Source organism: Nucisporomicrobium flavum, from assembly GCF_016464385.1.
Classification (GTDB): domain Bacteria; phylum Actinomycetota; class Actinomycetes; order Mycobacteriales; family Micromonosporaceae; genus Actinoplanes; species Actinoplanes flavus_A.
Window position 1 is genome coordinate 61,555 of sequence record NZ_JADMLH010000022.1, and the last position, 14,275, is coordinate 75,829.

A 14,275-nucleotide genomic window follows, 5' to 3' on the forward strand; every position below is an offset into this window, starting at 1 on the left:
GGTGGCGGGGTCGCTCGCCCCGCCGTCCCTGTGGGGGGGTGGGGGGCGGGCCCCCCGCCCCCCCGGGGCGCCCGGCCCTCGCACCGGTCAGAACGCGGCCAGCACCGAGCCCTGGTACTTGTCCTCGATGAACTTCTTCACCTCGGGCGAGTGCAGCAGCTTCTCGAGCTTCGCCACCCGCGGGTCGTTCTCGTCGCCGGTCCGGACGACCACCAGGTTCGCGTACGGGTTGTCCTTGCCGTCCTCCAGGGCGAGCGCGTCCTTGGCCGGGCTCAGCCCCGTCTCGATCGCGTAGTTGCCGTTGATGACCGAGGCAGCCGTGTCCTCGAGGCTGCGCGGGAGCTGGGCCGCCTCGAGTGCGGAGAACTTCAGGTTCTTCGGGTTGGTGGCGATGTCCTTCTCGGTGGCCTTCACGCCGACGCCCGGCTTGAGCGTGATGAGGCCGTTCTTGGCGAGCAGGTTCAGCGCCCGGCCCGAGTTCGACGGGTCGTTCGGGATCGCGACCACGCCGCCGGAGGGCACCTCGGCCAGCGACGTGACCTTCTTCGAGTAGAGGCCCAGCGGCTCGATGTGCACCGGCTTGAGCGCGGTGAACTTGTAACCCTTGGCGGCCGTCTCCTCCTCCAGGTACGGGATGTGCTGGAAGTAGTTGGCGTCGATCTGCTTCTCCCGCAGGGCGACGTTGGGCTGGATGTAGTCGTTGAACTCGACGATGTCCAGCTTGAGCCCCTCCTTCGCGGCGAGGTTGTCCCGGACGTACGCGAGGATCTCGCCGTGCGGGACCGGGCTGACGCCGACCTTCAGGGTGTCGCCCCCGCCGGACCCGGACGAGGAGCCGGACCCGCACGCGGCGAGGCCCAGGGTCAGCCCGGCGGCGGCGATCACGGCGACGATGGAGCGGCGATGCATGAGGGGTGCCTTTCTATCGGTGGTACAGGCGCCGGACGAGGACGTCGCCCAGCGTCTGGATCAGTTGCACGAAGACGACCAGGACTCCGACCGTGGCGATCATGACCTCGGTCTCGAAGCGCTGGTATCCGTAGCGGATGGCCAGGTCGCCCAGCCCGCCGCCGCCCACGACGCCGGCCATGGCGGAGTAGCCGACCAGCGCGATGACGGTGACGGTCAGGCCCGCCACCAGGCCCGGCCGGGCCTCACGCAGCAGGACCTTGCCGACGATCTGGCGCCGGGTGGCGCCCATGGCCGTGGCGGCGGCCACGACGTCGGCCGGGACCTCGTGGATCGCGGTCTCGACGAGCCGCGCGTAGAACGGGATGGCGCCGATGGTCAGCGGCACGATCGCGGCGGTGGTGCCGATGGTGGTGCCCACCACGGCGCGGGTGAACGGGATGACCGCGACGAGCAGGATGATGAACGGCAACGAGCGCCCGACGTTCACCACCAGGCCGAGCAGCGCGTTGACCGGCCGCAGGGGGAGCAGCCCGCCGCGTTCCGTCAGCGTCAGCAGCACGCCCACGAGCAGTCCCCCGATCGCGGTCAGGACGGTGGAGAAGCCCACCATCCAGGTTGTCTCCCGTAGTCCCTGCCACAGCAGCTCGGCGACCTCGGACCACGTCATCGGACGACCTCCGTCACGAGCACGCCCTGCTCGCGCAGCCAGCCGGCGACCGGGCCGGCGTCGCCGCGCACCGTGATCCGCAGCCGTCCGGCCCGCGTCGCGGCCAGCTCCTGCACAGTGCCGTCGAGGATGCGTACGTCGGCGTCGAACCGGCGGGCCAGCTGGGATATCAGCGGCTGATCGGCGACGGCACCGCTGAGGGTGAGGTCCAGCACCGGGTCCTCCGGGTCCGGCGCGGCGCCGCTCAGCGGGAACAGTCCGCCGGCCAGCTCCGATCCGGGCCGGCGCAGCAGGTCGGCGATCGGCCCGGACTCGGCGAAGCGGCCGTCGCGCATCACCGCGGCGGAATGGCAGATGCGCTTCACCACGTCCATCTCATGGGTGATCAGCAGGATGGTCAGCCCCAGCCGCCTGTTGAGGTCGCGTAGCAGCTCGAGGATCGAGCCGGTGGTCTGCGGGTCGAGCGCCGAGGTGGCCTCGTCGGAGAGCAGCACCTGCGGGTCCGCCGCGAGCGCGCGGGCGATCCCGACGCGCTGCTTCTGCCCGCCGGACAGCTGGGCGGGATAGGCGTCCGCGTGGCCGGCGAGCCCGACCAGGTCGAGCAGCTCGGCCACCCGGCGGGCCCGGGCCGCCCGCGGCACTCCGGTGATCTCCAGCGGAACGGCGACGTTGCCCGCCGCGGTCCGCGACGCGAGGAGCGCGAAGTGCTGGTGCACCATGCCGATGCGGCGCCGGGCCGCGCGCAGCCGGCCGCCGGACAGGCCGGTCAGCTCCACCCCGCCGACCACCACCGTGCCGGCATCGGGCCGTTCGAGCAGGTTCACGCAGCGCAGCAGCGTGCTTTTGCCGGCGCCACTCTGGCCGAGCACGCCGAAGATCTCGCCGTCGCGCACGGCGAGGTCGACGCCGTCGACCGCGACGACCTCCCGGCGCCGGGCGCGGTACACCTTCCGCAGACCCTCGATCTGGATCACTCGACTCGGCTTCCCGTCCGGTTTCTCTACAAGACCCATAGGTTTAGGGCCGTACGAAGATAGCCCGCTGCCGGGTCCGGGGAAAGCCGGAGTAACGACCGTCACGGGCACTTGTTACCGGCCCTCAAACGTCCGGTTATCGACCGCGACGCCGCAGGTGAACGCGCTATAGCCTCGGAGCATGGACGGCGCCCGGCGCACCACCCGGCGCGGCGATCTACCGGCGCCCGGGCCGCGCCGGCCGGCGGAGGCCACGGCGTCGGTGCTGCGGGCCGTGCTCGACCACGGGCCGATAGCCCGCAGCTCGATCGCCCGGGTGACCCGGTTGTCCGCGGCCACGGTGAGCGGCGTCGTCCCGGCGCTGCTCGACCGGCGGCTCGTCCGCGAGGTTCCGGAGGCGGCCGGGCGCCCGGGCATCGGCCGGCCGCACGTACCGCTGGACCTCGACGGTGACGCCGTCGCGGTGGTCGGGGCGCACATCGCGGTTCCCCGTACCACCGTGGCCGTGCTGGATCTGCGCGGGCGAGTGCTCGCGCAGCGTCAGGACCCGCACGGCGGGCACGATCCGGCGAACGTCCTGACGGCCCTCGCGCACCGGATCGCCGCCCTGCTCGAGGAATCCGGCGTACGCCGCAGGATCCTCGGGCTCGGCCTGGCCACCGGCGGGTGGGTGGATCCCGCCTCCGGCACGGTCGTCGAGCACCCGTTCCTCGGGTGGCGCGACGTCCCCGCCGGTGCGGTCCTGGCCGAGGCGACCGGGCTGCCCGTACGCCTGGACAGCAACTCCCGCGCGCTACTGAGAGCCGAACAGCTCTTCGGCGCCGTCGCCGCGCGGGCCCGCCGCAGTGCGGTCCACCTCTTCGTGGGCAACGTCGTCGACGTCGGGTTCGCGGCGGGCGGAGTGGTCCACCAGGGTCCGCGGTCCGCCGCCGGCGCTATCGCCCATCTGCCGGTGGAGGGCTGCACCGAGCTCTGCGCCTGCGGCCGGCGCGGCTGCCTGCAGGCCGCCGTCTCCGAGCGGGCGCTGGTGCGTCGTGCGCTGGTCCGCGGCCTGATCGACCGGCCGGACGTCACCGAGCTGGTCGACGCGGCCCGCGGCGGGCGCGCCGGGGCGGTGGAGCTGCTCCAGGACCGTGCCCGGCTGGTGGGCCGGGCGGCGGGCCTGCTGCTCGACCTCTTCGACCCCGAGGTGCTGGTGGTGGCCGAGGCCGGCGTCAACCGGCTGCCCGCCTGCCTGGCGGCCCTGCGCGCCGAGGCGGCCGCCTGGTCGACCACCGGCGCTGACATGGCGTCCTCGGTACGCCCGAGCAGTTTCCCGGACCACGTCCTGGCGGTCGCCGGCGGCGCGGTCGCCCTCGACGACCTGTACGCCTCCCCGCTCACCAGGACGGACTTAATTCAGTCCCGCGCATAGTTGCCTCCTAAACCTAGCTGCATAGTATGAATTGCAGCCGGTGGCGAGTACGCCGCAGGAAATCCCCGACACCCAGCGCGCGGTCCGCACTGCCGCGGGCTGATCCGCCGTGCCCACCCGCGCAGCCGCAACGCTTCCGCATCCGAACGGAGCCGTCCCATGACCGTGATCGCCAATCGGCCGTTCCCCTCCACACCGGTCGACGCCGCGCTGTTCCGGCAGGCCTTCCGGCGCCACGCCGCCGGTGTGGCGGTTGTGACCACCGACGCCGGGCGCGGCCCCGCCGGGGTCACCGTCACCTCGCTCGCCTCGCTGTCCGCCACGCCGCCCCTGCTGTCGTTCAGCGTCTCGGCGAGCGCCTCGGTCTGGCCGCACCTGCGCGACGCGGACTCCGCCGTCGTGCACCTGCTCGGCGCCGATCACACCGAGGTGGCACAGACCTTCGCGACCAGCGGCATCGACCGCTTCGCCGGCACCCGCTGGCGCCGGCTGCCCACCGGCGAACCCGTCCTCGACGGCGCGGCCGCCTGGCTGCGGATCTCGATCGAGCACCGGCACCCCGCCGGCGGCTCCCACCTGGTGATCGGCCGGGTGGAGGAGACCGAACTCGCCGGGAGCGGCGGCCCGCTGCTCTACCACGACGGCACGTACCACGTCCTCTGAGCCACCGGAGAAGATTGATGATCACGACATCGAGGAAAGCGTTCGTCCCCCTCCTGGCGGCCGTCCTGGCCCTCGGCACCGCCTGCGGCAGCGGGAGTTCCGGCGCGACGCTGGAGCTCACCGCCGCACTGCCGGACAAGGTGCCGAGCGGCACCGAGGTCCGGATCGGCGACCCGTCCATCCAGGCGGTCCTGCAGGCGGCCGGCCTGGACAAGGAACTCGCCGACGCCGGCGTGAAAGTGGCGTGGGCCAACATCAGCGGCGGCCCGAAGAGCATCCAGGCGTTCCGCGCCGACAAGCTCGACTGCAGCGCGGTGGCTGACATCCCGTCGCTCTTCGCCGCGTGGACGGGCACCTCCACCAAGATCGTCTTCCAGTCGGTCACGGTGGACCCGTTGGCGCACCCCATCTACCAGCTCGGCGTCGCGCCCGGGGTCACCGTCACCTCCCTGGCCGATCTGCGCGGTAAGAAGATCGCGTACAGCGCCGGGCAGGCACAGGGTGCGCTGGTGCTGCGCGTGCTGCAGAAGGCGGGCCTGACCCAGAAGGACGTCACCCTCGTCGAGCTGACCAGCAAGGACGACGCGTACGTGACGGCGCTGGGCAGCAAGGCCGTCGACGTGGCCCCCCTCGGCGCGCAGTACGTGAAGGTCTACAAGGGCCGCTACCAAGGCGTCACCGCCCTCCCCACGGGAATCCGCGACGACGCGTCCACCCTGTACTGCCTCACCAAGTCCGTCCAGGACGCGCAGAAGGCCGCGGCGCTCAAGGTCTACGTCAGCGTCCGTACCAAGGCGGTGCTCTGGCAGAACGACCACCCCGACGAGTACGCCAAGCTGTACTACCAGGACACCCAGGGGCTCAGCGCCGCGGACGCGAAGGACGTCGTGGCCACCGACGGGGCGAAGGGCATCCCGGCGACCTGGGACAACGCCATCGCCCGCCTGCAGCAGACCGCCGACCTGCTCGCCCAGGAGCAGCACCACGACAAGCTCGACGCCGGCACGCTCGTCGACCGCCGCTTCGAGAAGGTGCAGTCGGCCACGGCGGGCACCCGGGTGGTCACGGGCGATGCCGCATGACCGCCACCGTGCACGCCCCCGCTGCGCCCGCCACGACGGACGACTCCCGGGTCGACGCCCGCGTCGTGCGCCGGCGCCTCGGCCCCGGCCGCCGTCTCCGCTTCGGCTTCTGGGCCGGCCCGCTCCTCGTGCTGGCCATCTGGTCGATCGGCTCCACCACGGGCCTCATCAGCCCGGCCATCCTCACCGCGCCGTGGGACGTCGTCCGGGCGTTCGGGGACCAGTGGACCGACCACGACCTGCTCGGCAACGTTCTGTCCTCGCTGCAGCGGGCGGTACTCGGGCTGGCCTTCGGCATCGTCGGCGGCACCGTGCTCGCGGTGCTCTCCGGGCTCTCGCGGATCGGCGAGGCGCTCGTCGACGGGCCGATCCAGATCAAGCGCTCGATCCCCACGCTGGCGCTGATCCCGCTGTTCATCGCCTGGTTCGGCATCGGCCAGGAGATGAAGATCGTGACCATCGCGCTGATCAGCCTGGTCCCGATCTACGTGCACACCCACAACGGGCTGCGCGGCATCGACGGCCGGTACGCCGAACTCGCCGAGACAATCGGCATCGGGCGCGGCGAGTTCGTCCGGCACGTGATCCTGCCCGGCGCGCTGCCCGGCTTCCTGCTCGGCATGCGGTTCGCGGTGACCTCGGCGCTGCTCGGCCTGGTCGTGGTCGAGCAGTACAACGCCACCAGCGGCATCGGCCACATGATCACGCTCGCCGAGCAGTACGGCCAGACCGACGTCATCGTCGTCGGCCTGGTGATCTACGGAATCTTCGGCTACCTGGCCGACACGGCCGTACGGGCGACCGGAAGGAAGGTGCTCGCATGGCGCCGCACGCTCGAGGACTGACCACCGCGCCCGCGGTTCGCGTGCGCAACCTGCACCGCAGCTTCAGCAAGGACGGCGGCGTCCTCAACGGCCTCGACCTCGACATCGCGCCCGGCGAGTTCGTCGCGCTGATCGGGCGCTCGGGCACCGGCAAGAGCACCCTGCTGCGGGCGCTCGCCGGGCTGGACCGCGATGTCGCCGGCCACGGCCGCGTCGAGGTGCCCGACTCCGTCTCCGTGGTCTTCCAGGACTCCCGGCTGCTGCCCTGGAAGCGGGTGCTGGACAACGTCATGTTCGGGCTGCACGGGCCCGGCGCCGTCGAGCGGGGCCGGCAGGCGCTGGCCGAGGTGGGCCTCGCCGGCCGCGAGCGCGCCTGGCCTTACCAGCTGTCCGGTGGCGAGCAGCAGCGCGCCTCGCTGGCCCGCTCGCTGGTGCGTGAGCCGCAGCTGCTGCTGGCCGACGAGCCGTTCGGCGCGCTCGACGCGCTCACCCGGATCCGGATGCACGCGCTGCTGCGCAAGCTCTGCGCGACGCACCGTCCGGCGGTGCTGCTGGTCACCCACGACGTCGACGAGGCGATCGTGCTCGCCGACCGGGTGATCCTGCTGGACGCCGGTGTGGTGCGCACCGACGTCCGGGTGGACGTCGCACACCGGTCCCGTTCCGATGCCACCTTCGCCGAGCTGCGGGCGTTCCTGCTGGACGAGCTCGGCGTCGACGAGGAGAGCCGTTCATGAGCCGTCAGCTGCACTTCAACCTGTTCCTGCACGACACCGGCCACCACGAGGCGTCGTGGCGTCTGCCGCAGGCCGACCCGTACGCGAATCTGTCGCTCGCCGCCCACCAGCGCCTGGCCCGCATCGCCGAGGACGCGAAGTTCGACTCGGTCTTCCTCGCCGACAGCCCGGTGCTGTGGAACGATCCCGGCCGCCGGCCGTCGGGCAAGCTCGAGCCGACCGTCCTGCTCGCCGCGCTCGCGGTCACCACGAGCCGGATCGGGCTGATCGCGACCGCGTCCACCTCCTACAACGAGCCGTTCAACCTGGCCCGGCGGTTCGCGTCGCTCGACCACCTGTCCCGCGGCCGGGCCGGCTGGAACATCGTCACCACCGCGGGCGACGCGGCCGCGCGCAACTTCGGGCTGGCGGACCAGCCGCTGCACCGGACCCGTTACGAGCGCGCCGACGAGTTCCTCGAGGTCGCGACCCGGCTCTGGGACAGCTGGACCGACGACGCGATCGTCGCCGACAAGCAGCGGGGCGTGCACGCGCTGCGGGAGCGGGTCCGCGCCATCGACCACCACGGCACGTTCTTCCGGGTCGACGGGCCGCTGAACCTTCCGCGCTCGCCGCAGGCGTACCCGTTGCTCGTACAGGCAGGGTCGTCGGAGGACGGGAAGGAGTTCGCGGCGAAGTGGGCCGAGGCGGTGTTCACCGCGCAGCCCACCCTCGCCGAGAGCCAGGCGTTCTACGCCGACCTCAAGCGCCGGGCCGCGGCGGCCGGGCGCGACCCGGACCATGTCGTCATCCTGCCCGGCATCGTTCCGGTCATCGGCGACACCGAGGCCGAGGCGCGCGAGCTGGACGCCGAGCTCGACCGGCTGATCGGCCCCGAGTACGCCCGCAAGCAGCTGGCAAACACCCTCGGCGTGGATCCCGAGCTGCTGCAGCTCGACCGGCCGCTGCCGGAGAACCTGCCCGGCGAGGAGCAGATCGAGGGCGCGAAGAGCCGCCGTACGCTCATCGTCGAGTGGGCCCGGCGCGAACACCTGACGGTGCGCGAGCTCATCGGCAAGCTCGGCGGCGGCCGTGGGCACCGCACCTTCACCGGCACACCCGAGCAGGTCGCCGACACCATCCAGCACTACTTCGAGAACGGCGCCGCCGACGGCTTCAACATCATGCCCGCGGTCCTGCCGTCCGGCCTCGAGGCGTTCGCCGGGAAGGTGGTGCCGATCCTCCAGGAGCGCGGCCTGTTCCGCACCGAATACCGGGGCACCACGCTGCGCGAGCACTACGGGCTGCCCCGGCCCGCCAACCGGCTGGTCCTGGCCGGGGAGGGAGCCCGATGAGCCCGGCCTTCCTCTGGTACATCCCGAACACCGTCGAGCCGGGCCATCGCGGCGACGATTCCGTCGACGGCTACGGGAGCCTCGAGCACAGCGTCGACCTCGCCGTCACGGCCGAGCGGCACGGCTGGGAGGGCGCGCTGATCGGCACCGGCTGGGGACGCCCCGACACCTTCACGGTCGCCACCGCGCTGGCCGCGCGGACCACCACCTTCCGGCCGCTGGCCGCCATCCGCCCGGGCTACTGGCAGCCGGCCCACTTCGCCAGCGCGGCCACCACGCTGAACCACCTCAGCGGCGGGCGGCTGCTCATCAACATCGTCAGCGGACAGGACAACCTCGCCGCCTACGGCGACATCGAAGGCGATCAGGCCCAGCGGTACGCACGCACGAAGGAATTCATGCGGCTCACGCGGCGGCTGTGGACCGAGGAGAACGTCACGTACGCCGGCGAGCACTTCCGCGTCACGGATTCCACGGTGGTGCCGCGGCCGTACGGCAACGGTCCCCGCCTCTACTTCGGCGGCGCGTCACCGGCCGCGGAACGGGTCGCCGCCACCGAGGCCGACGTCCAGCTGTTCTGGGGTGAGCCGCTCGACGGCATCGCCGAACGTATCGAGCGGCTCCGCCGGCTCAGCACGGACCTGGACCGCGACCTGCCGCCGCTGGAGTTCGGGCTGCGCATCACCACGCTGGTCCGCGACACCACCGAGGAAGCGTGGCGCGACGCCGAAGCCAGGGTCGCCGCCATGGCGCAGCGGTCCGGGTCACTCGCCGACCGGCTGCGCGGTCCCGCGGTCGGCCAGCAACGCCTGCTCGACCTGGCCGCCCGCGCGGACGTCCTCGACACCTGCCTCTACACCGCTCCCGGCCGGTACGGAGGCGGAGGCGCGGGCACCACGTGGCTGGTGGGCTCCGCGGACGACGTCGCCGCCGCCCTGCGCCGGTACGCCGCCCTGGGCATCGGCCACTTCATCCTGTCGGACACGCCGTACCGGCAGGAGACCGCGCGCGTCGGGGACGCGTTGATCGGACGGCTGCGCGAGCCGGCGCGGGCCTCCTGATCTGCACCTTCCTGCCGCCGGGGCGCGTACCGAGGGGCAGGAACGGCCGGCGGGGCGGCGGAGCGGATCTACACTCGCCGACCATGCGGGTGCTGGTGGTCGAGGACGATCCGGAGCTCGGTCCCGCCATCGCCGCGGGCCTGCGCGCCACCGGGTTCGCGATCGACTGCGCGCGGCTGCGGGAGGAGGCCGACCTCAAGGTGTCGGTCAACAGCTACGACTGCGTGATCGCCGACCGCGGGCTGCCCGACGGCGACGCGCTGGAGACGGTCCGGGCGTGGCGCGGGGCCGGCCGTACGGTGCCCGTCCTCGTGCTGACGGCGCTGGGGACCGTCGAGGACCGGGTGGCGGGTTTCGAGCACGGCGCCGACGACTACCTGGTCAAGCCGTTCGCCATGGCGGAGCTGGTCGCGCGGGTGCGCGCGTTGTGCCGGCGCGACCAGCCGCCGCGGCTGCCGGTGCTGACCGTCGCCGACCTGACCCTCGACGTGCCCAGCCACCGGGTACGCCGGGCCGGCGTCCTGCTCGCGCTGACCGCCAAGGAGTTCGCCGTCCTGGAGGCGCTGATGGTCCGGGCCGGCGCCGCTGTGACCCGCAGCGAGCTGCTCGAACGCTGCTGGGACGAGATGAGCGACCCGGCCTCCAACGTGGTCGACGTGGCGATCCGCCAGCTGCGGCGCAAGCTCGGGCCGCCGGACCTCATCGAGTCGCTCCGGGGCGTCGGGTACCGCCTCCGCGGCGCCGCATGATCGCCGGGCGCCCGGCCGCCGCCCGGCTGCGACGGATGCGGTGGGCGCTGACGCTGCTGTACGCCACCGTCAGCGCCGTCTCGCTCGTCGCGCTGGTCGTCATCGCCGCGTCCATCGACGCCCGGTCGGGGTCCCGCGACCTGGACTCGGAGATCCGGGGCCGGGCCGAGGCGCTGTCCCGCGCGATCTGGATGGACAAGGGCACGCTGCACCTCGAGCCGCTCGCCGAGGACGAGCTGGCCACGGTCTCGGACGTGACGGCGGTCCTGCAGAAGACGGGTACGGGCGCTGCGCAGGCCGGCTGGCTCCACCCTCAGCGGGACAGCGCGCTGCCACCGGCCGGCCGCCTGGACGACCTGTGGGCGGCGACCCTGCGGGACCAGGAGCCGGTGCTCGCGACGATCCCCGCGCCGGACGGCCGGGAGCTGCGCTGGGCCACCGCCCCGGTGTGGGACACCGACGAGATCGGTGCGGTCGTGCTCATCGCGGCCGACCCGGCACCGGTACGCCGCCGCCACACCGAGCTGGTCCTCTGGCTGGCCGCCGGCTGCGCGGTGCTGGTGCTGACCTCGGCCGGCGCCGGCCACCTGCTGTCGGGCAAGAGCATGCGTCCCGCGCTGGGTGCGCTCGACCGGCAGGAGCAGTTCCTGGCGGAGGCCGCCCACGAGCTGCGTACGCCCCTGGCCACCCTCCGCCTCGCCGTGGAGAACGGCGCGGATTGCGACGCCGTACGGCAGGTCGACCACCTGGACCGGCTGGTGACCGGGCTGCTCGCCCGCGCCCGCATCGACACCGGGACCCGGCCGCTCGAGCTGACGCCGCTGCGGCTCGACCTGGTGGTCGAGCAGGTGCTGGAGGAGCTCCCGTACGCCGATGGCCGGGTGTCGCTGCGGACCGAGCCGACGGTCGTCCTGGGCGACCCGGACCTGCTGGCCCAGGCGGTCCGCAACCTGGTCGAGAACGCCCTGCGGCACGGCGCGCCGGCCCCCGTGGAGGTGTCCGTGGCGACGGGCCGGGTCTCCGTCCGCGACCACGGGCCGGGGATCGCCGCCCGGGACCGGGAACGGGTCTTCGGCGACCGCGTCACCGACGGGCGGGGCGGCATCGGCGTCGGGCTCGCCATCGTCCGGTGGGTCGCCGAGCTGCACGGCGGGCGGGCACACGTCGCGCCCGCTTCCGGGCCCGGCGCGCTCGTCGAGCTGGTCCTCCCCCGCTTCATCGTCCGCTCATGATCCGCTTGTCACGCTGTCGCCATGAGCATTGATCCTGAGTCGACGCGGCCGCGGTCCCGCCGTGCCGTGCGAGCCGTCGCGGCCGGCCTGTTCCTGGCCGCGGCCACCGCGGCCACCGTCAGCCAGACCGACGCCTTCGCCTCGAACACCGGGCCGGGCGGGGGCGCCCTGCAGGCCAGAGCGTCGACGGCAGCCCGGTTGGCGCCCGCGCAGGGGGCACTGCTGGGCCACTACTACGGCAACGGCAGCATCGCGCAGACCGACAAGCGGATCGGCCGCAAACCGGCCGTCCACCTCACCTACTACGACTTCGCGCAGGACGACTGGGTGCGGTCGCCGGTCAGCGCCGCCGACTTCGCCGACGGCCGGATCCCGCTGGTCAACGTCGAACCCAACGACGTCGACTTCGCCGACATCATCGACGGCGCGTACGACGCGATGCTGCGCCGGCGCGCCGACGACGCCAAGGCGCTCGGCCGGCAGTTCTTCGTCGACTTCGCGGCGGAGATGAACGGTGACGAGGGCTGGGGCGGCCATGACCCCGCGAAGTACGTCGCCGCGTGGCGCCACATCCACGACATCTTCGTGGCGCGGGGAGCCACCAACGTCGTCTGGGCCTGGTGCCCGAACAACGAGGACGCCGAGGACTCGCCGCCGGCCATGGACTACTACCCCGGCGACGCGTACGTCGACTGGACCGGCATCGACGGCTACAACTGGGGCACCTCGGACCCGGACTTCGAGTGGCAGAGCTTCCGCTCCGTCTTCGCCGGCCTGTACGCGCAGCTCGCCGCCAAGGGCAAGCCGATCATCATCGCCGAGACGGCCTCGGACGAGGCGGGCGGCAGCAAGGCGTCCTGGATCGCCGGCATCGTCCCCACGCTGCGGAACACGTACCCGCTGATCAAGGCAGTGGTCTGGTTCGACGTCGACAAGGAACGCCACTGGCAGATCAACTCCTCGTCGTCGGCGCTGTCGGCGTACCGGAAGATGGCGAAGGATCCGTATATGAACCCGTGACGCCGGCGAACGGCTTGCATCCGGTACCTGGGTACGGGCTTACCGTCGAGCCATGACCACGACCGACCAGCCATGGGCACCCGAGGCCTGCACGCTGCCCACCGCCGAACGCCCGCTCCGCCTCGCGGAATTCGACGCGCTGTTCGCCTCCGCGGCCCGGGGCGTCGACCCCGTCACGCCGACCCGTGCGGTGATCCGGCTCGCCGGCCCGCGCGGGCTCGCGGCCACCGTGCGGGACCTGACCGCCCGGGAGGCAGCGTGCTGCTCGTTCTTCGCCTTCACGGTCACCGCCACGCCGGCGGCCGTGGGCGAGGAGGTGAGCCTGCACGTGGACGTACCCGCCGAGTACGCCGACGTGCTGCGGGCGCTCACCCAGCGCGCTGCCGCCGCGGTCCCGCGGGACGCGCCGTGACCGCCGGGCTCCGGTCGGGCGAGGTCGCCGAGCGGGCCGGCCTCAACATCCAGACGCTGCGGTACTACGAACGCCGCGGCCTGCTCGCCGAACCGGGCCGGTCACCCGGCGGGCACCGGCTCTACCCACCGGACACGGTCACACTGCTCGGCGTGATCAAGGCCGCGCAACGGCTGGGCTTCACCCTCGACGAGGTGGCCGACCTGCTGCGCACCGGCGGCCGCCGGCATCCCGGCCGTGACCTGCGGCGACGCGCCGAGGACAAGATCGCCGAGATCGACGCGAAGATCGCGGACCTCACGACGATCCGCGGAGCGCTCGCCGAGGTCGTCGAGGCCCGATGCGACAGCCTCACCGACTGCACCTGCGCGGACTGCCCGATCCCGTTCCTGACCATCAGCACCCGTCGCCCCGCCGGAGAAGGAGAGCCCGCATGAGCCGCCCCAGCAAGGTCACGGGAGGGCTGGCGGCGCTGGCCTGCGCCGCCTGCTGCACCCTTCCGCTGTTCATCGCCGCGGGCGTGCTCACCGGCGCGGGGGCAGCGCTCCTCCGGCAGACCCTGCTCGCCGTCGCCGCGGGCCTGACCGTCGCGGCGCTGGTCCTGGGGTGGCTGCACAGCCGCCGCGGTAACCGGTGCGTCGCGGCCGGCGGATGCGGGCGTACGGGATGCGCCTGCGTCCACTAACCTCCTGCGGATGATCAAGCATCTCGCCGGGGTGGCGGCGCTCGGCGCCGTCCTCGCCCTGACCGGCTGCGCCGGTGACGACGCCACGACCGGCAAGACAGCGGCGGCAGCCCCGGCCAGTTCGGCGCCCGCGAACAACGACGCCTTCTGCCAGCAGTGGATGGCCGCGCAGCAGCCGTTCCTCATGAACACCGCCCCCGAGGCGAAGGCGTACGCCAAGGCCATGGCCGACTCGTACCAGGGCAAGAAGACGGCCGGTGCCCGGGAGATCCAGCGGGCGTACTGGTCCGGATGGGCGGACGCCGTCCGGCCGCTCGTGGCGCAGGCGGACACGCCCGAGCTGAAGGCGGCGCTCACCGCTGAGATCACCGAACTCGACCGCCGCGCCACGGCGAAGGCGGCCGACGCCTCCGAGCAGGCATTCGGACCGATCCAGGAGCTCTGCCTGAAGGCCGGCGGCCCGGGCCCGACGGTCAGCACCGTGGAGTGAGGCGCCGGTAGGATCGCCG

The 14,275-nt window shown here is 72.9% G+C and carries 17 protein-coding genes; 14 read left to right on the top strand and 3 right to left on the bottom strand.

What is annotated here, in order from left to right:
* Positions 1-87: 87 nt before the first annotated feature.
* The 3 genes from IT780_RS35480 to IT780_RS35490 are packed head-to-tail and all read right to left on the bottom strand — an operon-like array spanning position 88 to position 2,553.
* Positions 88-909: a MetQ/NlpA family ABC transporter substrate-binding protein gene (locus IT780_RS35480; RefSeq protein WP_199516223.1), complete on the bottom strand. Its 822-nt coding sequence runs from the start codon at positions 907-909 to the stop codon at positions 88-90.
* Between the two features lie 13 nt (positions 910-922).
* The gene (locus tag IT780_RS35485) at positions 923-1,579 is read right to left on the bottom strand and encodes a methionine ABC transporter permease (RefSeq protein WP_199516224.1); all 657 of its coding nucleotides are present in this window, start codon (positions 1,577-1,579) and stop codon (positions 923-925) included.
* Positions 1,576-2,553: a methionine ABC transporter ATP-binding protein gene (locus IT780_RS35490; protein WP_307831540.1), complete on the bottom strand. Its 978-nt coding sequence runs from the start codon at positions 2,551-2,553 to the stop codon at positions 1,576-1,578. The genes IT780_RS35485 and IT780_RS35490 overlap by 4 nt, the downstream gene beginning before the upstream one ends.
* Before the next feature lie 181 nt (positions 2,554-2,734).
* Between IT780_RS35490 and IT780_RS35495 the strand changes: the two genes are divergently transcribed.
* The 14 genes from IT780_RS35495 (at position 2,735) to IT780_RS35560 (ending at position 14,256) form a co-directional block, all read left to right on the top strand.
* Positions 2,735-3,967 carry an ROK family protein gene (locus IT780_RS35495; protein WP_199516226.1) on the top strand — a complete coding sequence of 411 codons (1,233 nt, stop codon included), beginning with the start codon at positions 2,735-2,737 and terminating at the stop codon, positions 3,965-3,967.
* 159 nt (positions 3,968-4,126) lie between these two features.
* The gene (locus tag IT780_RS35500) at positions 4,127-4,630 is read left to right on the top strand and encodes a flavin reductase family protein (RefSeq protein WP_199516227.1); all 504 of its coding nucleotides are present in this window, start codon (positions 4,127-4,129) and stop codon (positions 4,628-4,630) included.
* Positions 4,631-4,647: 17 nt separating this feature from the next.
* Positions 4,648-5,712 carry an ABC transporter substrate-binding protein gene (locus IT780_RS35505; protein WP_199516228.1) on the top strand — a complete coding sequence of 355 codons (1,065 nt, stop codon included), beginning with the start codon at positions 4,648-4,650 and terminating at the stop codon, positions 5,710-5,712.
* Positions 5,709-6,557: an ABC transporter permease gene (locus IT780_RS35510; RefSeq protein WP_199516229.1), complete on the top strand. Its 849-nt coding sequence runs from the start codon at positions 5,709-5,711 to the stop codon at positions 6,555-6,557. The genes IT780_RS35505 and IT780_RS35510 overlap by 4 nt, the downstream gene beginning before the upstream one ends.
* Positions 6,533-7,273 (top strand): ABC transporter ATP-binding protein, encoded by a 741-nt coding sequence (locus IT780_RS35515; protein ID WP_199516230.1) that lies wholly within the window; start codon positions 6,533-6,535, stop codon positions 7,271-7,273. The genes IT780_RS35510 and IT780_RS35515 overlap by 25 nt, the downstream gene beginning before the upstream one ends.
* Entirely contained in the window at positions 7,270-8,607 is a 1,338-nt protein-coding gene (locus tag IT780_RS35520; protein ID WP_199516231.1) for an LLM class flavin-dependent oxidoreductase, read from the top strand. The genes IT780_RS35515 and IT780_RS35520 overlap by 4 nt, the downstream gene beginning before the upstream one ends.
* Positions 8,604-9,668: an LLM class flavin-dependent oxidoreductase gene (locus IT780_RS35525; protein WP_199516232.1), complete on the top strand. Its 1,065-nt coding sequence runs from the start codon at positions 8,604-8,606 to the stop codon at positions 9,666-9,668. The genes IT780_RS35520 and IT780_RS35525 overlap by 4 nt, the downstream gene beginning before the upstream one ends.
* A gap of 83 nt (positions 9,669-9,751) precedes the next feature.
* On the top strand, positions 9,752-10,417 hold the full coding sequence (locus tag IT780_RS35530) for a winged helix-turn-helix domain-containing protein (protein ID WP_199516233.1): 666 nt from the start codon (positions 9,752-9,754) through the stop codon (positions 10,415-10,417).
* Positions 10,414-11,649 (top strand): sensor histidine kinase, encoded by a 1,236-nt coding sequence (locus IT780_RS35535; RefSeq protein WP_199516234.1) that lies wholly within the window; start codon positions 10,414-10,416, stop codon positions 11,647-11,649. The genes IT780_RS35530 and IT780_RS35535 overlap by 4 nt, the downstream gene beginning before the upstream one ends.
* A 21-nt stretch (positions 11,650-11,670) precedes the next feature.
* The gene (locus IT780_RS35540; protein ID WP_199516235.1) at positions 11,671-12,669 is read left to right on the top strand and encodes a glycoside hydrolase family 26 protein; all 999 of its coding nucleotides are present in this window, start codon (positions 11,671-11,673) and stop codon (positions 12,667-12,669) included.
* 52 nt (positions 12,670-12,721) lie between these two features.
* Positions 12,722-13,081: a hypothetical protein gene (locus tag IT780_RS35545; protein ID WP_199516236.1), complete on the top strand. Its 360-nt coding sequence runs from the start codon at positions 12,722-12,724 to the stop codon at positions 13,079-13,081.
* On the top strand, positions 13,078-13,518 hold the full coding sequence (locus tag IT780_RS35550) for a MerR family transcriptional regulator (RefSeq protein WP_199516237.1): 441 nt from the start codon (positions 13,078-13,080) through the stop codon (positions 13,516-13,518). The genes IT780_RS35545 and IT780_RS35550 overlap by 4 nt, the downstream gene beginning before the upstream one ends.
* Complete coding sequence (locus IT780_RS35555; protein ID WP_199516238.1) at positions 13,515-13,766, top strand: hypothetical protein; 252 nt, start codon at positions 13,515-13,517, stop codon at positions 13,764-13,766. The genes IT780_RS35550 and IT780_RS35555 overlap by 4 nt, the downstream gene beginning before the upstream one ends.
* Positions 13,767-13,776: 10 nt before the next feature.
* Positions 13,777-14,256 carry a hypothetical protein gene (locus IT780_RS35560; RefSeq protein ID WP_199516239.1) on the top strand — a complete coding sequence of 160 codons (480 nt, stop codon included), beginning with the start codon at positions 13,777-13,779 and terminating at the stop codon, positions 14,254-14,256.
* Positions 14,257-14,275 lie beyond the last annotated feature (19 nt).